The organism is Amycolatopsis sp. NPDC059657, from assembly GCF_042734395.1.
Classification (GTDB): Bacteria; Actinomycetota; Actinomycetes; order Mycobacteriales; family Pseudonocardiaceae; genus Amycolatopsis.
In genome coordinates, this window is the sequence record NZ_JBHWEB010000043.1 from 19,260 (window position 1) to 39,703 (window position 20,444).

Annotated in this window: 24 protein-coding genes; 19 read left to right on the forward strand and 5 right to left on the reverse strand. The window is 64.1% G+C overall.

Translation table 11 applies throughout. From position 1 onward, the window contains the following. Window positions 1–21 precede the first annotated feature (21 nt). The 3 genes from ACFV15_RS23310 (at window position 22) to ACFV15_RS23320 (ending at window position 2,453) form a co-directional block, all read left to right on the forward strand. Window positions 22–756, forward strand: coding sequence for a hypothetical protein (locus ACFV15_RS23310; RefSeq protein WP_378352679.1), 735 nt, complete (start codon window positions 22–24; stop codon window positions 754–756). A gap of 190 nt (window positions 757–946) precedes the next feature. Next, entirely contained in the window at window positions 947–1,798 is an 852-nt protein-coding gene (locus tag ACFV15_RS23315; RefSeq protein ID WP_378352680.1) for a peptidoglycan-binding protein, read from the forward strand. A 109-nt stretch (window positions 1,799–1,907) separates the two neighbouring features. Next, entirely contained in the window at window positions 1,908–2,453 is a 546-nt protein-coding gene (locus ACFV15_RS23320) for a hypothetical protein (RefSeq protein WP_378352681.1), read from the forward strand. A gap of 13 nt (window positions 2,454–2,466) precedes the next feature. On the opposite strand, the gene ACFV15_RS23325 is transcribed toward ACFV15_RS23320, so the two are convergent. Then, entirely contained in the window at window positions 2,467–3,477 is a 1,011-nt protein-coding gene (locus ACFV15_RS23325) for a PIN domain-containing protein (protein ID WP_378352682.1), read from the reverse strand. A gap of 99 nt (window positions 3,478–3,576) precedes the next feature. Between ACFV15_RS23325 and ACFV15_RS23330 the strand changes: the two genes are divergently transcribed. From ACFV15_RS23330 to ACFV15_RS23400, 15 genes are all read left to right on the forward strand, one after another. Continuing rightward, the gene (locus tag ACFV15_RS23330; RefSeq protein ID WP_378352683.1) at window positions 3,577–3,843 is read left to right on the forward strand and encodes a hypothetical protein; all 267 of its coding nucleotides are present in this window, start codon (window positions 3,577–3,579) and stop codon (window positions 3,841–3,843) included. 201 nt (window positions 3,844–4,044) lie between these two features. Then, complete coding sequence (locus ACFV15_RS23335) at window positions 4,045–4,782, forward strand: hypothetical protein (protein WP_378352684.1); 738 nt, start codon at window positions 4,045–4,047, stop codon at window positions 4,780–4,782. 76 nt (window positions 4,783–4,858) lie between these two features. Beyond that, window positions 4,859–5,410 carry a hypothetical protein gene (locus ACFV15_RS23340; protein WP_378352685.1) on the forward strand — a complete coding sequence of 184 codons (552 nt, stop codon included), beginning with the start codon at window positions 4,859–4,861 and terminating at the stop codon, window positions 5,408–5,410. Window positions 5,411–5,636: 226 nt separating this feature from the next. Next, window positions 5,637–6,356 (forward strand): hypothetical protein, encoded by a 720-nt coding sequence (locus ACFV15_RS23345; RefSeq protein ID WP_378352686.1) that lies wholly within the window; start codon window positions 5,637–5,639, stop codon window positions 6,354–6,356. 15 nt (window positions 6,357–6,371) lie between these two features. Next, window positions 6,372–6,791 (forward strand): hypothetical protein, encoded by a 420-nt coding sequence (locus ACFV15_RS23350; RefSeq protein WP_378352687.1) that lies wholly within the window; start codon window positions 6,372–6,374, stop codon window positions 6,789–6,791. Window positions 6,792–6,856: 65 nt separating this feature from the next. Then, on the forward strand, window positions 6,857–7,540 hold the full coding sequence (locus ACFV15_RS23355; RefSeq protein WP_378352688.1) for a hypothetical protein: 684 nt from the start codon (window positions 6,857–6,859) through the stop codon (window positions 7,538–7,540). 161 nt (window positions 7,541–7,701) lie between these two features. After that, window positions 7,702–10,092 (forward strand): phage/plasmid primase, P4 family, encoded by a 2,391-nt coding sequence (locus ACFV15_RS23360; RefSeq protein WP_378352689.1) that lies wholly within the window; start codon window positions 7,702–7,704, stop codon window positions 10,090–10,092. Between the two features lie 80 nt (window positions 10,093–10,172). Beyond that, a complete protein-coding gene (locus tag ACFV15_RS23365) occupies window positions 10,173–12,032 on the forward strand; it encodes a DNA polymerase (protein WP_378352690.1) in 1,860 nt (619 codons plus the stop codon). 62 nt (window positions 12,033–12,094) lie between these two features. Continuing rightward, on the forward strand, window positions 12,095–12,757 hold the full coding sequence (locus ACFV15_RS23370) for an HNH endonuclease (protein WP_378352716.1): 663 nt from the start codon (window positions 12,095–12,097) through the stop codon (window positions 12,755–12,757). Next, window positions 12,754–13,206: an endonuclease VII domain-containing protein gene (locus tag ACFV15_RS23375; protein ID WP_378352691.1), complete on the forward strand. Its 453-nt coding sequence runs from the start codon at window positions 12,754–12,756 to the stop codon at window positions 13,204–13,206. The genes ACFV15_RS23370 and ACFV15_RS23375 overlap by 4 nt, the downstream gene beginning before the upstream one ends. A gap of 1 nt (window position 13,207) precedes the next feature. Further along, on the forward strand, window positions 13,208–13,507 hold the full coding sequence (locus ACFV15_RS23380; RefSeq protein ID WP_378352692.1) for a hypothetical protein: 300 nt from the start codon (window positions 13,208–13,210) through the stop codon (window positions 13,505–13,507). A 366-nt stretch (window positions 13,508–13,873) separates the two neighbouring features. After that, window positions 13,874–14,866, forward strand: a complete 993-nt coding sequence (locus tag ACFV15_RS23385; RefSeq protein WP_378352693.1) for an RNA polymerase sigma factor — start codon at window positions 13,874–13,876, stop codon at window positions 14,864–14,866. A 32-nt stretch (window positions 14,867–14,898) separates the two neighbouring features. Continuing rightward, a complete protein-coding gene (locus ACFV15_RS23390) occupies window positions 14,899–15,426 on the forward strand; it encodes a hypothetical protein (RefSeq protein WP_378352694.1) in 528 nt (175 codons plus the stop codon). A 398-nt stretch (window positions 15,427–15,824) separates the two neighbouring features. After that, window positions 15,825–16,226 carry an Lsr2 family protein gene (locus ACFV15_RS23395; RefSeq protein ID WP_378352695.1) on the forward strand — a complete coding sequence of 134 codons (402 nt, stop codon included), beginning with the start codon at window positions 15,825–15,827 and terminating at the stop codon, window positions 16,224–16,226. Window positions 16,227–16,418: 192 nt separating this feature from the next. Beyond that, on the forward strand, window positions 16,419–16,868 hold the full coding sequence (locus ACFV15_RS23400; protein WP_378352696.1) for a hypothetical protein: 450 nt from the start codon (window positions 16,419–16,421) through the stop codon (window positions 16,866–16,868). A gap of 64 nt (window positions 16,869–16,932) precedes the next feature. Here ACFV15_RS23400 and ACFV15_RS23405 read toward each other — a convergent pair whose 3' ends face one another. The 4 genes from ACFV15_RS23405 to ACFV15_RS23420 form a co-directional block, all read right to left on the reverse strand. Then, window positions 16,933–17,196, reverse strand: coding sequence for a hypothetical protein (locus ACFV15_RS23405; RefSeq protein ID WP_378352697.1), 264 nt, complete (start codon window positions 17,194–17,196; stop codon window positions 16,933–16,935). Window positions 17,197–17,484: 288 nt separating this feature from the next. Beyond that, window positions 17,485–17,853: a hypothetical protein gene (locus tag ACFV15_RS23410; RefSeq protein WP_378352698.1), complete on the reverse strand. Its 369-nt coding sequence runs from the start codon at window positions 17,851–17,853 to the stop codon at window positions 17,485–17,487. Between the two features lie 3 nt (window positions 17,854–17,856). Next, on the reverse strand, window positions 17,857–18,240 hold the full coding sequence (locus tag ACFV15_RS23415; protein ID WP_378352699.1) for a hypothetical protein: 384 nt from the start codon (window positions 18,238–18,240) through the stop codon (window positions 17,857–17,859). Between the two features lie 373 nt (window positions 18,241–18,613). Continuing rightward, the gene (locus ACFV15_RS23420; protein WP_378352700.1) at window positions 18,614–18,862 is read right to left on the reverse strand and encodes a hypothetical protein; all 249 of its coding nucleotides are present in this window, start codon (window positions 18,860–18,862) and stop codon (window positions 18,614–18,616) included. Window positions 18,863–19,249: 387 nt separating this feature from the next. Between ACFV15_RS23420 and ACFV15_RS23425 the strand changes: the two genes are divergently transcribed. Beyond that, a complete protein-coding gene (locus ACFV15_RS23425; RefSeq protein ID WP_378352717.1) occupies window positions 19,250–20,422 on the forward strand; it encodes a helix-turn-helix domain-containing protein in 1,173 nt (390 codons plus the stop codon). Window positions 20,423–20,444 lie beyond the last annotated feature (22 nt).

Sequence of the window (20,444 nt, forward strand, 5' to 3'; positions counted from 1 at the left end):
TTCCGGGGGCTGGACGACCGCGTGAGCGCGCTGGAGCGCGGAGAGCGCAGCGTGACCTACCGCGACAGGCTGACCACCAGTGACGGCGGATTCGCGCGTGATATGCGGGTGCGCGACGGTCGCCAGACCATTTACGCCTGCGGCATGGTCAACCCGAAGTACCCCGTGTTGGTCGCGCGGTTCATGGTGCAGGCGTTCGGAACTTCCGCATGCAAGTTCAGCTTCGAGGCCTCTCTCAAGGGTGTTACAACGTCCACGCGCACATTCACGTTGCGTGGCAACAGCAACCCGGACTCGTACAACGTCCAAGTCTTCGAAATCGCTTGGTTGCACGGAATGCCGCTCGACGAATGGCAAGACACCGAAGCCGTCTCAGCGTTGCGCAAGTGTCTCGTGCGCTACTGGGCGGAGGCCACTGCCAACCAGGCCGTCTACGCGCGGCCCGCGAGTATTCACACCGACGCCACCGCCAACGGGTTCACAGTTGGACAGGCGAACGTTTTGCAAGCGTGGGTCCAGCCCGCCGAGAACACCTATGCCGTGGCGTTCCATGAGCCCGAGTACATGTTTCTCGCCCCGCTGACGACCTACCCGACCGCAACAGCGGAAGGCACCCTTCTTCAGGGGCAACCTGCGAGTGCAGGCGTGACGAGCGCCCACCACGCACTAGAAGGTGCCCCGTCCGTTTCGACGCTTTCGGTGTTCCCCGACGAGTACGGCGCGTGGCCACTGCCACCCCGGAACTTCGGCTACTGACGTGCCGTCCGGCTTGTGGTGCACACCCCACGCCGGCCGCGGTCGACCCCTGTGGTGCACACCCCAACCCGCACCACAGAACCACGGACCATTTCCCTACAGCAAAGGACTTCTTTTGGCAGTTTCACAGAATGGTTGGCCGGTCAACCCTCCGCGCAGCTCGCGCACCGTGCCCGGCACCGGTGTCCGGGTGACCGTCGCAGACGGCCCGGCGGGCGACGTGCTCATGTACGTACTCGGGCAGTTCGACCAGCGTGTTGAAGACCTGGACGCGGGCGCCGATGACTGGGGCTACGCGAACCGCCCGATTGTCGGCGGCACCGCGACCAGCAACCACGCGAGCGCGACTGCCGTGGACGCCAACGCCACCCGGCACCCGCTTGCCAAGGCGGGCACGTTCAGCGGTGCGCAGGTCGCTGAGATCCACCGCATTCTGTCCGAAGTGGACAACGTGGTCCGGTGGGGTGGTGACTACACCGGCCGCAAGGACGAAATGCACTTCGAGATCAACGCGAACTATGCCCGCGTGGCTGCGGTCGCTGCCCGACTGGACGGCGGTACCCCGTCCCCTCCTGCCCCCGGCTCCGGCGGACACGCCACCGTCCGGCGTGGTTCCACCGGGGCCGACGTCGCCCTTGTTCAGCGATACCTTGGTCTCAAGGCGGACGGCGTTTTCGGAGCTGACACAGAGTCCGCAGTCAAGCGGTACCAGTCCGCGCAGGGTCTCACCGCCGACGGGATCGTCGGGGCCGCCACGTGGGGACGCATTGACTCCGGCCTTGGGGATTCTGTTCCTGGCGGCCCTGGGGGCGATCCTTCGCCTGAGGAACCGGCGGCCACGCTCAAGCGCGGTTCGCAGGGTCCGGCCGTCGTCGCCCTTCAGCGTCGGCTCAACGCCTGGTTCCCCGCGTACTCGCATCTCACGGCGGACGGCGTCTTCGGCGCCGGTACGGAAGGTGTGGTGCGGGAGTTCCAGCGCCGGGCCGGGCTCACGGCGGACGGCATCGCGGGTCCGCGCACGCTCGCGGCCCTGAGCCTCTGAGACGACCGGAGCGGGTCGGCGGAAGTCGTCGGCCCGCCCATGTCCTCTTTTGCCCCCGATTCGCCACTGAACACAGTGGAGGGAACAACCACAGAGGGGAGGTCTGCTCATGACGCGCCGAAGCGTCGGCATCGTCGGGCGCATGCGCTCCGGCAAGGACACGATCGGCGGGACCCTGGTCCGGGATTTCGGCTACACCCGGCTGGCGTTCGCCGACCCGCTCAAGTCCTTGGCGTACTCGGCCGGGCCGCTCGTGCAGTCAGGGGCGCCGCTCGCGGCCGTGGTCGACCGGTACGGCTGGGAAGCCGCCAAGGACCGATATCCGGAGATCCGCCGGTTTCTGCAAGAGCTTGGCGTGGGTGTCCGGAACACGCTCGGACCGGACGTGTGGATCAAGAATCTGACCGACCGCGTCCGGCTTGTTCACGGCCCGGTAGTGGTCCCGGACGTCCGTTTCCTGAACGAGGCGGACGAGCTGCGGGCGCGGGGCTTCGTGATCCTGCGGGTTACCCGCTCCGGCCTGGCCGACACCGACCGCCACATCTCGGAGACCGAGTCCGACGCCATCCGCGCGGATCTGACCGTGACCAACGATTCCACCCCGGACGTGCTCGCTGAGCGCATTCACCAGCTTGTGAACGAGTTTGTGCTTTGACGGAACCAGAGTTTTAACTAAGGGGCACGAAGACCTCGGTATGACGAGCTTCGTGACCATCTGGAGTAATAAGGATCCATACAATTGACTGCAGGTTAACTGAGGTCATTGTTCCAGTGCGAGTATCTACCTTTCCGTCGCCAATAACCACCGCCTCGCCATGCGGTCTGTCATCGTAGTTTTTGTTTACGAAGAAGAATGCATGGAAAGAAGCTGCAAACACGTGCGGCTCCTCTGTTTTTAAGTAGCTAGGGTTGACGCCCCTGAACTCAACTTCTACGCCGATATCCCGAGCTGAACCGCTTCTGTCAAAGGCTGCCCTAGCCTCCTTGGCAATTAATTTTCTCGTGTCGAAGGGCTCGAATTCTTCAACGGGTACTGTTTCATCAGGCGCGAATACTTCTATCGCTTCTTCCAGGGATGGGAATACTTGTAACCTGCAACTCTGCACCAGCTCCTCTTGTTTGAGATTTTTTGCAAGGCCATTTTTTGGATCGCGGACGTGGTAGAAGGCTTTATCTCCAGTGACGAGTATGACGTTGCTCTTACTTGCAAGCGTAAGGCAAGCTTCCCAAAGCAGCGAATCTTTCATTTGTTGGTTTTTTGCCGCATTTGGTGGCGTCTCTGCATTTACGCGCCTCAGGGCCCTCCTGGTCTCCGCGAGTGTAATTTCCGGGTAAATTGTCTTCTCTGCGAGTACCTGAATACGTTGAAGAATCTGAACTTCAAGGGCATTTGCTGTTTCAATGATCAAGCCGCCAGAGACTGGATCTCCCGTAATTGTCTTCATTTCACTCGTGACATCCGCAAGTCTCTTCAAGAGTGATTGCGCAGTGTCAGTACGATGCTTTTCCAATTCCATGTTCAGAACCTCTGGAATGGCGAGGCGCAATCCGGGGTCGCGCCGAATGATGGATATCAAGGCTAGTCCGGTCGGACTTCCGAGCCACTTCAGTCGTATCCATTCATTTGTATCAATGACAATGTAAGTCGACTGTTCTTCCGTAGTGGTTTCTTCGCTCACGATAAAGCATTCTAGTGGCGAAGGTCCTGCAAGTGCGCTCGACACGCAGTCATCTCAATCAAATCGTTGACGTTCGAACTTGGTATAGGAGATCAACCTTTGACCAGCTACATTCGTCGGTACCCGGCCCTGGTGCTCACGCTCGCGAGCGCCCTGGTCGGCTTGCTCGTGCACCTGGTGCCCGGCCTGCCGACCGGCGTCGTGCTCGACGTGGCCGCCGCTGCGGTCTCGCTCATCGCTGGCGTGGAGATCCACCGCCGCGTCATCCCCGTCCCGGCCGATCAGCGCGGCCTTGCCGCACGGGAATACGACTTCGGCGACGTCGAGGACATCGCCGCCGCGCCGGAGTCCGACACCACGAGCTGACCAGCCGATTCGCTGTCCACAGGCAGGGCGTACCTGTCCCCAACCTGTGGACAGCGACCCGGCCCGGGTTGTGGTGCACACCCCACGTGCGTACTCGAGCCGGCCGCGGGCCCTTGTTGTGGTGTGCACCACAAGTAGATGCGTTACCATGGTAACGCACCATAGGTTGGTTACAACGCACCGACGAGAGGGGACGCGGACATGACCAACACGGGCTCGCAGATCATCAAGGCCATTGAGGCTGCGTGGCGCTCGATCCAGAAGCGTCACCCTGAGGTGCCCGACGTCGTGGCGATCACGGGGACTGGAATCGAGACCAAGAACAAGGTGACCCTTGCGCACTTCTGGGCGCGTCGGTGGCAGGAGCGCGGCGACGACGCCAACATGATGAAGACGATCAGCCGCAAGGCCGAGCTGTTCGTCTCCGGCGAGCTGCTCGGCATGGACGGCGCGAAGATCATGGAAGCCCTTCTTCACGAAGCCGCGCACGGGCTCAACCACGCCCGCAAGGTCAAGGGCACCACGTCGAACGGTTACCACAACATGGTCTTCGTGGCCGCCGCGAACGAACTGGGCTTGATCTGGCCGGAAGGCAAGCAGAAGCACAGCACAATCGGGTTTTCTCACTGCGAGATCACCGAGAAGGCCACGAAGACCTATGGGCGCACCATCGCCGCACTGGAGTCCGCGCGCCTGCACTACCTCACCAGCCTGGTCGACCTGCAAGCCGGACAGGCCGACGAGAACGACGAGGACGGGGAGGAGGCTCCGGCGGGCGGCCCCGGGTCCCGGGGTGGCACTCGGCGCGGCAAGCGCATCTACGTCATCTGCGAGTGCGAAGAGCCCGACCCGTTCCCGATCACCCCGGGTCGCTTGGACCGCGCCCCGATCCTGTGTGGTGACTGCGGCGAACCGTTCAGGGCTCGCGACGGCGAATAGGCGTACCTAAGGTGCGTTACCATGGTCACGGGGCGAGTTCGGGTGTTCGGGCTTGCCCCGTGAGAGGGTGGACCGTATGAGTGAGCACTCGGCGGACTACACGACCACGCAGGCTGCCCTACTGAAGTCCGGCGCTGAGCTTGTGAAGGTCGCGGTCCTGCGCGATTCGCTGGACGCTAAGAAGGACCTTGCCCGGTTGCTGGTCAATCTGCGAGAGACGTTCCAGGATGACCAGGGACGGCCGGACTACGCGGCGAAGTCCTACGCGTACCGTGCCGCCGTGGTCGCGCTGTATGACGACGCGGGAGTGTCCCGAGAGGACACCCGACGCCTGCAAGGGGCGGTCCGCCAACAGGTCGGTATCGAGCTGCGGAAGCGACTGTCCGCCGACACGCTCACCGCCTACGGTCTGAGCACGCAGGATCGCAACGCCCCGCGCCGGAAGGGAGCCGCGCCCGCCGCCGCCGACACCGAAACCTTCCTAGTCCGCGTACGCGCCATCCTCGCGCAAGTCGAAGATCTCGCCGTTCCGACCGGGCTCGACACCGACACGGCCACCGCCGCGCGTGACGCACTGGGCCGGATTGTCACCACCTGCGAACGCGTCCGCGCCGGGCTAGGCGAGTAGGACGCAGGTTTTCTGAAGCCCCGTTTCCCTTGTGGGACACGGGGTTTCGTCGTCTCTGAAAACTTCTTTGCCAAACCATGTCCCCCTGCGGGCCGTTTTCGCCACCGAACAGATTAGAGAGCGAAAACGCGAAAGAGGGGGAACACGTGTGAGCGCAGTAAAAACCATCAAGCGCGGGGGGTCGCGCTTCTATGTCCACCCGGAGACCCGCGAGAAGGTCCCGGGCGTGACGTCCGTCCTTTCTATGCTGCCCAAGCCATTTCTGACGTTCTGGGCCGCGAAGGTGACCGCTGAGACGGCCGTGTCCAACATCGGTCCCGTGGTCGGGCTCGCGATGAACGACCCTTCCGGGGCCGTGGACTACCTCAAGCGGGCGCACCGACGCACGACGAACGAGGCGGCCGACGTCGGCACGGAAGTTCATGGGCTGTACGAGAAACTGGCCCGGGGGGACGCGGTCGGCAGGCAGCATCCGGACCTTGAGCCCTACGTCCGGCACATCGGCGAGTTTCACGACAAGTACCAGCCTCGCTACCGGTTCATCGAAGACGCGGTGTGGTCCGACACGTACAAGTACGCGGGCAGCTTCGACGCCATCTGTGACATAGAAGGCGAAACCGTGATGCTCGACGCGAAGTCCACGCGGTCCGGGGTGCACGAAGAGGTTGCCTTGCAGCTGTCCGCGTATTCCTACGCCGACCGCATCGTGACGCAGTCCGGCGAACACGCCGAGGTCCCGGAGATCCACGCGGGCGCGGTCCTTCACCTGCGGCCCGAAGGCTGGAAGCTCGTTCCGGCCCGTGTCGACTCGACAGTCTTTGACTACTTCCTGACGCTGCGGAAGGTCTTCGACTGGGTCACCACCGAATCGTCCACCGTCATCGGCGCACCGCTGTTCGAGTCCGTGGCTTCGACCGGCTCCGAACGACGCGCCACCACCAAGTAAGAGGGGAACTGTTTCATGGCAACGCACAAGGTCACATACGAAACCACCGACAAGCCGGACACGGCGAAGCTGCCCAAGGGTGCGACGGTCGAGACCATCTCGCCATTCCCGGCGCTGGTCACCGCGCACCGCCGAACCCTGCGAGTCAACCGTGTGGCGGACAACGACCTGAACGCGGCAACGGTGAAGATCGCGGCCGACAACGGGGATTTCAAGGGACTTCCGCTCACCGAAGCGCAGGCCCGCGAGATCGGCGAAGCCCTCACCAAGGCCGCCGACTTGGCCGCGAGTGAGCGCGTAGCGCGGGAGAAGGCCGCCGCTTCCAAGGTATTGCAGGACAAGCGCGCGGCGGACGCCCGACGGCTTGCGGAGTACTTGCGGCCGTCGCTGTACCGCGACCCGTACCCGCGCCTGGTGGACCCGTTCCGCTTCTGACTGAGAGAGGGGCCTAAGAACCCCTGTGGACCACTGGGGTCCACAAACGACAGCGAGGATATCCTTTGTCGCTGCGTATTTTCGAGACCGATCCGGATGCAAAGCCCAAAGCGCGTTCCACCTTCGCTGACGACATCGTCGGCCGGTTCCGCTCGGGCATCCTGATTGGCCGCCGCCCGCAGGCTCTGTCCGAGTGGCGCGTGACGTCTGATGACCCGGACGTCGCCGACCGCATGGCCGAGCTGTACGGCGGCACCCCGGAGGAGTGGGACACCGACAAGTCCGACAACCTTCAGGTGATGACCGACTCCGCGAGCGTGTCCGTCGTGATCGAGGACGCTTCCGCTCTGCGTACCCGGATGGCCCTCTACGGGCAGGCCGGGCCGATCCACATCTGTGACGGGGCGTACTTCATCGAAGGCCACCCCGAGGATGAGGAGATCGGCGACGCCTGCGGATGCCCGCGCGAACTGGTCAAGCGCAAGGAGCAGGCGAAGTCGGGCCGTGGCCCCAAGCCTGACATCCGGCTTCGCTTCCGCCTGGCGGACGACCCTGACCTTGGAATGTTCCTGTTCTCGTCCGGCTCGTGGTCTCTGGTGAACGACCTGCCGCAGATCGAGCGCGAGCTAGGCGCGGCCGACGGTCCGGTCAAGGCCGACCTGAAGTTGACCTTCGTCGAGTACGACACCAAGTCCGGCCGTCACGTCGAGTACCACCGTCCGGAGATCACCATCAGGGGCGCCGCTTAGGCGCTCGCCCAACCTGCCCCCGGGGCTGTCCCACGTGGACGGTCCCGGGGGCCTTTCGTCGTTTCATCAGGTCTCGCCCAGCTTGTGGTGCACACCCCACGCCGGCCGCGGGGACCCCATGGGGTGCACACCCCAACCGAGGAAGAGGGGGAAGACAGTTCATGCACGTTGACGCGCTGCTCAAGGCGCTTGGGGGCGGGGCCGTGCTCGACGACAAGGGCGGGGTCCTGGTCGCCTGTCCAGCGCACGCCGACGGGCGGCCGTCCCTGTTCGTCTCGCTCAAGCCGGACGGCCGGGCACTCATTCACTGCCGCGCCGGATGCTCGACCGACGACGTCTTGAAGGCGGCCGGGCTCAAGACCGCCGACTTGTTCCGGGTGACCGGAGAGCCGACCCTGTCCGACGTCCCGCCCGTCGAGCTCGACCCCGGCGCGGTCGCCGCACTCATGCAGTACGTGACCGCCGCAGCGGAGCACTTCTCCGGCTCAGTGAGCGCCGTGTACGCGTTGGACCGGTTTGGCCTGACCGAGGAGATGGGGCGGGAACTTCAGCTCGGCGACGACGACGGCACGGTGACCATTCGGGGCCGGGACTTCCGTACGCAGGCGTACACCGCTCACCCGCGTCTTGTCGTCCCGATGCTCGATTGGCACGGCTCACCGCGTGGGCTGCAAGGCCGTGACGTCGGCGGCGCGTGCCCGGCCCGGTGGGTGAATCTGGCGAGCCCGCAGGAGGGGATGCGGTGGAGCGCCACGGGCGTGTTTCGGACGTCGTCGAGCTTTGACACGGTGGTGGTCACCGAGGGACCCGGCGACGCGCTCACGGCCGTGGCCGCCGGATACACAGCCGTGGCCGTCCGGGGTGCCGGGGTAGCCCGGCAGGAACGGACAGCGCGAGAGCTGGTCGACGGCGCGGCGGACGGAGCCGTGTTCGTGATCGCGGGAGACAACGACCGCAGCGGCCGGGAGTTCAACGACGCGTTGGGCGCGCACTTGGCCGCACTCGGCGTTCCGGCCCGTGTGCTGAGCATCCCGGAGGCGCGCAAGGACTTGGCGGAGTGGCGGGCCGCGCAGGCCGTCGACTTCGCCGCAGCGTTGCACAAGGCCGTGTCCGACGCGCCCGCCTGGACGCCGACCGACCAGGCACCGCCAAAGATCCCCAAGCCGCGAAGGGAGCGCGTCCCGATGCAAGGTACCGACATTGCCAATGCCCGCCGGGCACTCGACATCGTGGGGCAGGACACGGCCTATGTGGACGGCGTGGGTTTTCTGACGTGGAACGGGAAAGTCTGGTCCGTGATGAGTCAGACCCGGGAAAGGGCTATCGGTCACCGGGTCGCCGACGCCATGACGGCCGAGCTTTCCGAGCTGCGGGAGAAGTTCGGCGACGAGTCGAGCATGTACAAGGAAGCGCTGAAGGTCACACGCCGGATGCACATGGATTCGGGCATCCGGGCCGCGCTGGAACACCTGCGCACGATCACCGGCCGAGAGGTCGAGGACTTCGACGCTCGACCACATCTGCTCACCTTCGCCAATGGCACCGTGGATCTCCGGACGGGCGAGCTGCGCAAGCATCACCGCGACGACCGGTTGACCAAGCTCATCCGGCAGGACTTCGACCCGGATGCGCAGTGTCCACGATGGATTCAGTTTCTCGGCGAGATCTTCCCAGTGGACCCGGAGCTTCCCGCATACATGCGGCGGTTGATCGGATATGGCATTACCGGCGAGACCCGCGAACATGTCTTCGCCTTGCTCTACGGTCACGGCAGTAACGGAAAGTCTGTCTTCGTCAACACGTTGGCGGACGTGCTGCGTGGCATTACCGGGCACGTGTCCCAAGCGGCCGTCGCCTACCAGCGGTCCTACGACCCGGGTGCGGCGAACCCGGCCCTTGCCGCCTTGCGCGGGGTGCGACTCGCCGTGATGTCGGAGCTATCCGAGGGGCTGCGGCTGAACGAGGCCCTGTTGAAACAGCTCACGGCGGGCGACCCGGTTACCGCGCGCGAGCTGTACAAGGGAGTCTTTACGTTCGAGCCGACCGCGCTCATGCTCATGGCCACCAACTACCGGCCCGATGTGCGTGGGCAGGACGATGGCTTTTGGCGCAGGACGAGGCTTATCCCGTTCACGCGCTCGTTCGGAGACGAAGACAAGGACCCGATGCTTGCGCGGACTTTGCTCGACGAAGCGCCGGGAATCCTTGCGTGGGCGGTGAAGGGGGCGGCCGAGTGGTACGCGGATGGACTGCGGGAGCCGGACTCGATCCGGGCCGCCGTCGCTGAGTACCGGCAACAGTCCGACTTAATGGACGGCTTCCTGCCGGGCGTGCTCGTGCACGACCCGAAGGGAGCAATCACGCAGAAACAGGCGTGGGACATGTTCCAGAACTGGCGTGACGAAGAGCAGGTCATGCAAGTGATGCGTTGGGGTCCAAGGGATTTCGCGAGAAATCTGGAGTCCCGCAAAGTGACTCGCGTCAAGAAGTCGGTTGGTCAAACACTTGTCGGTGTGCGCATGGCGCGACCGGATGAGCATCAGGCGGGCTAGCCCGCACAGCACATCAGAGCGGGCCGGGTCACGAAGGTTTCCGTGTGGCCCGGTTCTTCTGCGCGCCAGAAAGGGGGATGATGCGCGAACAGCTCTACCGCATTGCCGGTAACCCGGTCACGATCCGGATTCCCGAGACCTCCGATGATCTCCGCGCGTTCCTGGATTGGTGCCGCACCAACCACAAACGTCCGGTTGCTTTCGACACCGAGACGACCGGGCTCGACATCTTCACGCCGGGGTTCCGGGTGCGCCTGGTCCAGTTCGGCACCGGGCGCGACGCGTGGGTGATCCCGCTCGACGCGGCGGCCGGGCTTGGGTGCGCAGCCCATTCCGCGGTTCGTAAGGCGCTCGAATCGTTGCCGTATCTGTTGGCGCACAACGCAAAATTCGATGCGCTCGCCGTGTCGGTACACCTGGGCGTCGACTTGGTGGACCTGTGGGGCCGGATCACGGACACGCGGATTCTGGCGCACTTGCTTGACCCGCGTGGCCAGCAGGACCCCGGCGGTATCGGTCACGGGCTCAAGCCGTTGTCCGCTCGGCATGTCGACGCGGACGCGCCGGACACGCAAACAGGTTTGTACGCCGAGTTCCGCAAGATCGGCCACACGAAACACACCGGGTGGGCCGCCATCGCGTGGGACAACGAGCTGTACACGTTGTACGCCGGACTGGACGTCATCCTGACCGCGCGCCTGTTCGCGGTACTCGGCCCGCTTGCTCACGATGGCGGGTACGAACGGCTCTCCGAGTTCGAGCACGCCGTAGCGCTCGTGTGCGCGCGGATGGAAGCGCGCGGCTTCCTGCTGGACGTCGAGTACACCGAGACGTTGGCGTCCCGATTGCTCGCCGAAGCCGACGAGTGGACCGCCGTAGCCCGCCGGTACGGGATTACGTCGGTGAACGCGCCCGCGCAGATCTCCGCCGCGCTCGAAGGCATGGGCGAGATCCTCACGGAGACAACGGACTCCGGCGCGCTCAAGGTGGACAAGGAAGTCCTGTTGCCATTCGCGGACTTGGACCGCAAGTGGCAGCGGATCGGAGCTCGTGACGCGAATCCGCTTGCGGACGCGGTACTTCGCGCGAAGCGCGCGGCGAAGTGGAAAACGTCTTACGCGGACGCGATGCTTGCGCTTCGGGACTCCGGCGGCCGGATTCATCCGGACATCACGAGCTTGGCGGCCCGAACGGCGCGGATGTCGATTTCCCGGCCGCCACTTCAGCAACTTCCATCCGGGGACTGGGTGATCCGGCGGGCCATGCAAGCCGAACCCGGGTGCGTGGTCGGCACGGTGGACTACCAAGCCGTGGAAATGCGGATTCTTGCGGCGCTGTCCGGCGACGTGCAGATGACCGCAGCGATCCACGCGGGACGGGACTTGCACGGCTTCACCGCCGAGCTGATCTACGGCCCGGAGTTCACCGAGTACCACCGCAAGATCTGCAAGGGCGTGGGCTTCGGCAAGGTCTACGGCGGTGGAGCCGACACGCTGTCTCGGCAGACCGGAGCACCGCTGGACCAGGTGAAGGCCGCCATCCGGGCTTATGACCGGGTGTACGCCGGGGTGCGCCGCTACTCGAAGCGCTTGCAGAACCGCGCCGAATGGGGAGCAAAGGAAGTCATCACGCCGTCCGGGCGGCGGCTCCCACTGGACCGCAGACGGCTCTATGCCGCAACGAACTACATGGTCCAGTCGACGGCGCGGGACGTGCTCGTCGAAGCCCTGTTGCGCCTCGACGAGCGCGGGTTGACCGACTACCTACGGCTTCCGGTTCACGACGAAGTGGTGTTCTGCGCGCCGCGCGCCGATGCCGACGAGATCGGCCGGGAGATTCAAACGGCCATGGCGGTCGACGACTTTTTCGGCGTGCCGCTCACGACTGACTTGGAGATCGGCGGACGCACCTGGGGATCTCTCTACGGTGCCGCCGCATAAGAAAGGGGGGATCAATGGCGCGTTGCCGCTGCGGCACAACCGAAGGTGTCCGCGTGTATCCGATGTGGCCGCGCAAGCTCGTCCTATGCCGCTCGTGCGCCACCGACCACTTCAAGGCCCGCCGCCGACAAGAGACCGCGCGGGTACTGGCGGCCTACGGGGACGTGGACCGGGCCGCCCTGCGAGCCGAAGCGCACCACATCGCGCTCCGCTGTGAGGCCGCGTCCGTGTTGGGGTGCACACCACAGGCAGGTACTCGAGCCGGCCGCGGGGACGACGTGGGGTGTGCACCCCAACCCGCAGATGACCTGGGCGCCTGCCTGGACGCACTCGCCGGGCAGGCCGTGAGGTACTTCCGCGAGTTCGGAGACCAGGCGTACCGGGCCTTCCCGAACTACCGGGATCGGCAACGCGCCCGGGGTCACGCCGTGCGGGCCGCTGATCGGGCCGTGTACGCGCTGCCCTATGACGTGCCGTGGCTGCGCAGGCTCTACCGCGACCGGTGCGCCTACTGCGGCGACAAGGCCGCGCACATCGATCACGTGTGGCCGCTCGTCCTGGGAGGTGACGACGCGCCGTGGAACGTCGCTCCGGCCTGCGAGACGTGCAACCTGTCCAAGGGACCGAAGACGCTCGCCGACTGGCTCCCCGGCCGACTCGACGGGCTTCTCGCCGACAAGCGGACGGCGGTCCGTGAGCTGTGGCGAACGTGGGCGCAGGAGTGAGCGACGCGGGGAAGGTCTGCCGGGCCTGCGGCGAGACGAAGCCGCTTGCGGAGTTCTACCGCCGGGCGTCGAGCAAGGACGGGCGCCGGAGCGTGTGCATCCCGTGCGCCCGGCAGGCCGCCGCGCTCCGGCACCAGGCCACCCGGGACGCGGCCCGCAACCGGCGGTACCTCAACCGGTACGGCATCACGGCCGCCGACGTGGACGAGCTGCGCGCCCAACAGCGCTACCGGTGCGCAGTCTGCGGCCGACATGAAGACCGGCTTCCCCTTGGACTCATGGTCGACCATGACCACGTGTCCGGCACCGTGCGCGCCTTGCTGTGCCACTCCTGTAACGCGGGCATCGGGCACTTTCGCGAGTCCCCAGAGATCCTGCGGGCCGCTATCGCGTATCTCGCGCGCGCGGACGAATTGCTAGCCATTGCCGACATTGAGAGGGATCAATGAAATGAGCATGAGAGCCGATAGCTTTATCGCGATTGCCGCGCGTCTCCGACGGGCCGCCTTTACGTTTGAGAAGGCCGCCGGATTGGCTGACGTGGCATCGGTAGCTGCCCCCAAAGCGCTGGTCTCGTCGTCACGCGACGGAGTCAACCGGCCGGTTGAGGACATCGTCCTGGCCCGCGAAGGACGGGGGATGTACGGCGCTCTGGAGGCCACACGTCGTCACGCGGTGCAAGCGGTACTGCATGCCGAGACGGCGACCCGTCGAGCGCGCCACGCGGCGGACATGCTTGAAGAGTCCTAGGTCGGTCCACCAGAGGACGGAAGTTCACTCGAACGGCCTAGCAACTCAAGGTGACTTGCTTGTGATCGTCGTCACCCAGGCAAGGAGATGCAATATGCGACCTGCAAAATGCCCTCCGTGCGTGCGTTTCGAGCAATTGACAGGTATCGAACGTAGGTTCGATTTACGTGCAGGTAGGCCGTAGGTTTCAGGATGGCGGCAAAGTGCCTATCGGGACGCTGTGCGGGTTTTGTGCGTCTTTTGTGCGCGCTTCCGAGCGTTACGGGTTTCGCGGAACTTTATTTCCTAGACATACGTTCGGCGACTCGCGCTAGCTTGATCATTCGAGGGTAGGGGCGTCGGGGGACGCACGAAGGAGGAAGTGGTTTGACCACGGGCAACGCCCGGCAAAGTGAACTAGTCACTACGCTGCGTAAACAAATTGATGCGGGGAAGTCGGTACAGGCACAAGGCGCGGCACTGTCGGGCCACATTGCACGGCTAGCAAGCAATACCGTCGCAGGCGAGGCTCACGCCGACCCGCGAACCACTCCCGAACTGCTCGCGGGAGTGACGAAGGGGGATCACTCGGCCGAGCTGCCGCTGTACGTCCGGGTGGCGACCGACTTGGAGCGCACCGCCGCGAGGATCGCGGGAGACTCGGCGCTCAGCCGCGAAGACCTTCACCAGGAAGGCGCTGTCCGCCTTCTCGAAGACGCCCGCTCCGGCCTGATCGGCGAGCGCTTCGGTGGCAACGTCGGCCCGTACATCGGGCGCGCTGTAAGCCGCCATCTCGTGGACCTGGTCGACTCACAACGGCCCGGCCGACCGAAGGTCCCTGGACGAGAACGGCGCAAGCTTCGCGAAGCTCTCAACGCCACCGCGCACGAAGGCGGCACCTACAACACGATTGCGGCCGTTCAGTACGCACGCTCCCATTTCGGCTGGAGCCTCGCGGCGTTCTGGGCGGTCCACGGATCGGCATTCGGCACACCGGTTCAATGGGACGACGCGGCGACGACGGCCGGACTCACCTACGCCGACATGACCGCCGACCCAACGGCCACCGACGAGCTAGACCGAGTCGAAGACCGCGAAGACGTCCGGCGGCTACTGGAACGCGCCAATCTCACCGACCGTGAGCGCGAAGTCATTGATGCCGTGTGCGGGTTCACCGGTAGTGCCTCAACAAATGAGGAAGCCGCCGAGTTGCTCGGGGTGTCGGTACGCCACGTACGCCGGTTGCGGTCGTCGGCACTCGAAAAACTGGGGATGGCCGCCGACGAAATCGGGATCACCCATGAAGGGCTCGCAGACGACGAATGCCCGGAAATAGTCGCGCCACGAACACCGTATTTCGACCCGTGCCGGGCTGCTTAACACGCACAATACGAAGCTCAGGGGGAAATTGAATGTACATTTACCGTTGCGCGACCGATGACGCCGACTACATCGGTTTGGCCTCATCGAGCCACTCGGTATTGATCACGATCAACGAGGCAGACAGCACAGACGGCTACGCGGACGCGGCCGAGCTGGACCTCACCGGCTCTGACGCCCGCTCCGTCGCCGACAAGCTCCGCATCGTGCTCGCGGGAACTGGCAAGGCCGGAGAAGTCTGCGGGGTCTACGTCGGGCGGACCGAGTCGGACAAGGGCGTCCTGATCTCGGTAGGTGTCGACGGAGGAGGCAACCGCAGCGTCATCCTGTCCAGCGCTCAAGCGGCCGACTTCGCCGACCGCATGACCGTCACCGCGTCAGAGGTCGACGACCGCAGCACGGAAGCCGCCACGGTCGACCAGCGCGCGGCCTTCGCCGAGCTGACCCGGCGGGCCGCCGCGCTGAAGATCACGGCCACCGTGTTCGAGGTCGCAGAGGTCGACCTTTTCGACGCGGCGGAGTGGGTCGCAACCGAGACCGAGAGCGAGGCCGCCGCGTGATGGCGGCCGTCACCCTGCAACGGGTCTCACCCTGCGAACACGGTGTGACACACCACATCGTCGAACTTCCTGCCGGAGCGAGCTTCTCGGTTCGCGAGTGCCGCACGAAGGCAGGAGTACCGCGAACGCACGTCGTCACCGCAGCGCGATACCCGCACTCGGTCGACCGGAAGTAGACGCGAGATCCGCTCGACCTGGAACAGGTCAATTTCACCTTGGGGTGCACACCACGACCGGTCACCGCGGCCGGCGTGGGGTGCACACCACAAAGACCTTGTAGTGCGCACCACAAATGCGTTTCGCCCCGCCGACGAAGTTCAAGAAAAATGAAACACAACCCGACGTCGGGGCGATATGGTGAGAGAGATAGATGGGGAATTGAGAGTGAGGAACATTCAGTGGCACAACGAGTAGCGGTCGAAATGGTGTGCGACATTGACGGCACCCCCGGCGCGGACACCGTGCTCTTCGGCCTGGACGGTCTGTCGTACAGCATCGACTTGTCCGACGAACGCACGGAAGACCTGCGGCAGATTCTCGCGCCTTACGTCACCAACGCCCGCCGCGTCGGTGGCCGAAAGGTGCGCGGCACCGGTACGCCCGTGGCGACAACGCCGCGCAGCGAGAAGCCGGGCCAGATGCGCGTATGGCTGCGCGCGAACGGGCACCCCGTGTCCGACCGAGGCCGCGTTTCCGCTGACCTGGTGAAGGTCTACGAAGACGCTCACCAGGCGCCGGAGCCCGTGAAGGCCAAGGCGGCTCGTAAGCGGCCACAACGCAGGCTTGCGGCCGTCAAGTAGCGCCAAAGGTGGTACGGGCGTGCAGGGCCGCGCTGGTACCCTGAGCGCGTCTCGGGCAGGGACGGACTTACACGCCGGTTCTAGCCCGAGCGGGAAGGCCCTCTATCTTTACAGATAGGGGGCCTTTCTCTTAGCCAATTCTTTGGCGCACAAGCAAAGTAACCTTTTGAGCGAACGGGACGATAGAAAGCCGTGACTAACACCCTGCCGAAGCTCCGCCGCCGGGCCGCTGCATTCGCCGCCATCGTGGCCGCTGTTCTCCTCACGTCTGCGTGCGGCAGTGAACCCGCTCCCGCTCCCGCTACTGCCCCGGCCCCGGCTGTCTCGTCATCGATCCCAGCCACGCCCGCGCCCGTCGCCGACGCGGCGAGTATCGCACTCAGCGAACGTTTTCACGCCGACAACGCATCCGCGCCGTGGCACGACAAAGTCACCCTGGTAGAGCTCGACGGGGCCGCCGTCATCGTCATGTCAACCCTCACCAAGAAAGACAAGACGACCACGGTAGCGATATGCGAAGCCGCGCACGAGTCGGCCAAGGCGTCCAAGGTTGACTTTTACAGCGTCACGGTGCGCAGTGCGGAAGACCGCGCGCTTGCCTACCAGAATGACAAGTACGGCCCGGAGAAGTGCCAGAACTGATCTCAGGCACAACAGAGGCCCCCTCCCCGCGCCGAGAGGGGGCCTCATGCTTGCGGTCGGGTGCTCACAACCGCCCAGCGATAGCCAATATCTCCTTCAGGACTGCGTCCTGCCTCCGCATGAACTCGTCGAGCGACTCGCAGCCCGCATCAAATATCCGCTTCGCGGTGTCGACGCCTTCTAGATTGACGCACCCAGTTATGGCGGTCTCGAAATCCACGAGCGCCGCATTCCATTTTTCCATCGTGAGATCTAGTCCTCCGGTGACGTCGCCGTCTACCAAGTTAGCGACACGCAGAAGAGCGGTCCTTACGTCGCCACTGCTCACGCTGCATCGGGTGAAGTCGGCGCAGGAGACTCGCCGCCTATCCCAGTGGCCGTGTAGTACATCTTGCTGAACGAATCCTCATCGGTCCGACGAGGTTCTCCAAATACTCTTCCCGCGCTTCGAAGACGCCTGAGAGCCGAGTACAGGTCCTTATCGGGCATCTTTAGCTGCGGCCTAAGCACGTCGAACGTAGCGCCGTTGGGATACTTGCAAAGCGCTTCCAGTACGGCGCGACACTCTGCGTCGATTGTCATTTCTCGTTGGTCCTCAGTTTCAAACATGCCGTGTTCAGATTGGATCTTCTGGCTTCAAGATATGCGGCTCTGGCCAACTCGCCGGGATCGCGCACAGCTTGTCGCGCACGAATACGGGACGAGCTTTGCTTTCGTCAGGGATGTTCAAGGCTGCGATCATGATGCTTTCGGCTTGGCCGTGCAGGCTCCAGCAAACGAAGTCTGGCAAGAACGGGCTTCCATTCTCGACGCGCATGGCTCCGAAGGCCGAAGCGCTCTCCGGACTGCGAACGACCAGAACATCCGTGTACGATCCTCGCTCGATCAACGCGCCAAGTCCCGTGAAGTCTTTGCCTGCCCCGAAGCAGCACAGTGTCCAACCGCGTTGGCGTAGAGCATCGAATTGCTCGCCCAGGTCAGGCACGGTCTACTTTGGGCTTGAAAGGAACTCGAACTGTAGGCGCATCCATTCTTCGGGGATGCAGCCGTTTTTATTGTCTCGAAGCTCGATCACTGGCGCGCCGGGGGTTGGCTTCGGCAAGTCCAAGAGCGCAGAGAACACCACTTCGGATTGGCCGACACATGCCCACGCGACAGACGAAGGCTTGAAGGCGTTTGTCTCCCCATCTGCCGTGAGTTTGAGGTTTGCGCGGTACGCGTTCGCGGTGTTATCGCCATGCAGGGCGAATACATCCGCGTACTCTTCGCGAAAATAGATGTAAGCCAGTCCAACTACTTCGGCTTCATTCCTGAAGCAGACTTTGGTCCACCTTTCGTGTTTGAGTGCGTTCATCATGTCGTCGCTGTTCATTGCGAAATTCCAACCTTCGTGTTTTCTGACGTGGTGCGTCGGTCGCGTTGCGTGGGGTAGGCCGGGATTCGTACGGTCATCTCAGAGGTTCGCGGCTCAGGAACACGCGAGCCGTTGAGTATGTGGTCTTTCACGTACGGCCCGACCCGGACAGTCAGGGGTGGCGCGGCTTCCGGTGTAAGCGGCTCTTTCCAGCGTCGGGCGGACTCGGTGGACGCTTCCTCTCGGATACGGGCAATGAGCTGGTCGACGGTTGGCCCGGATGAGGGGCGTGGATGCCTTCGACGCCACTCGACATAGACGCCGACCGCGCACGCGAGCGTGAACAGGCCGATCCCAACGGCCAAGCCCCAAGGGTTCGGTACGCGGTCGGTCATGAGTCCTCCACCAAGCAGAAGACTTCCGCGCCTGCAAAGCGGAGACGATCAAGTAGGACGTCTTGCAGAAACCCGTTTCTCGCCAGATGTCGGAGAGTGGGGATGATGACGTAATGAGCATCGGTACGCTGAACTTCTTCTAGAAGCTCCTCGAACGCGTCGTGTACACCGCACACGAATTCAGGGAAGATGCCTGCCAGGGCTAGGCCCTTGCGTGCGGCGAAGAACCCGAATTCCAGCTCCATTCGCTGGACCTTGTCGTCTTCGATGTCGGGCGGGACCCGCATGTACGCGTAGGCGACTGGAGCGCTACTCGCTTCCCCGTTGACAACAGTCTGACTAGTCAGAGTCGACGTCATGGCGTCCACTCCGCCTCGTGCGCTCGCGCACGGCGTGTTCGCGCGCTCGCGTCGCAATGATGAAGCGTCCCCACGTTCTTACCTCCCGCATCGGTGCGGCTTGTAGAGGACGAAGGCACAGTCCCGTGCCGCTCGACTGACGGTAGGGAAGATCAAGAGCCCGAAGGGACAGTAAAGGGACAGTCCGTTCGGAGTACGTAACTCCCCGTTCGGGTTACGCAGGTACGATTGAGGTGGAATTGACCAACACCTAGCGGAGGCTCACACGTGGATATGAGCATCGGCACCCGTATCGCAACGCAGCGTAAGCTAGCGGGCTGGTCACAGGTCCAATTGGCTGACAGAACTAACTACGCACTGTCAACAGTCAAGAAGGTTGAGCAAGGGCGGGAACCCGCGTCGCCTGCCCTTGTGGCGACCGTGGCGCGTGTTTTGAAGGTCGAGCCCGAAGAACTGACGGGCACGCCGTACACCGAGACGATCGAGGCTGATGGACCGCTCGAAGGGCTCTCTGACCTGCGGGCCGTGCTGACGGAAGGGCAGTACGTCCAGCAAGTGCAGCCAGAGCCACTCGACACGCTTTTTGCCGAGATGGACGCGATTAACAAGCTCTATCGCAACGACAAGGGCCGGATTGCTCTTGCGCGTCTGCCGATCCTTCTTAGGCAGGCTCACGGCGCGGTCAGGGAGGCAGCCTCTGATGAGGACCGTGGGCGCGCCTTCTCGTTGCTCTCGGCTGGGTATGTGACCGCTGAACGGCTGTTCCGCCGATTCGGGTACATGTCGCTCACTACACCGGCCGTCGACCGGCTGGAGTGGGTTGGCGCGCAGGCCAATGACCGTCTTTACGCTGCTCAAGCAAAGGTCAAGCGTGCGCGTCTGCTGATGTACCTAGGGGCCACCGACGTAAGCCTGTCGCTCGTTGAACAGGGGCTAGACGACGTCACCGGTGACGACGAACCCGCCATTGCGGTGCGCGGCTACGCACACTTGGCAGGCGCAATCTCAGCCGCACGCGGCAGGCGACCCGACATCGCTCGTGCACACATCGCGGAAGCTCGGAACCTCGCTAAGCGAGTTGCAGGCGAGAGTGACGCCTACGGAACCCTTTTCGGCGTCGGCAACGTCGGCATCCACTCGTGCGCTGTAGAGCTCGAAGCCGGGGACCCCGAACGCGCTGCGAGCGAAGGCATGGCGCTCAAACTTCCTACTGGCATTGCACCGCCACGGGCCGGGCACCACTGGCAGGACACGGCGCGCGGCTGGTTGCTCGCCGGGCAACCGACCCATGCCTTGGATGCGCTGAACCGTGCTCGTAAAGTCGCACCGCAGCAAACCCGTCTTCACCCGAGCGTGCGCGAGACGCTACGTGGCATCGCGGAGGCCGAGCGGCGAAGGAATGAAAGTCTGGCGTCATTTGCCGGTTGGGTAGGTATGAAGATCTGACCCGCCTTCGACTGTCGGTGCT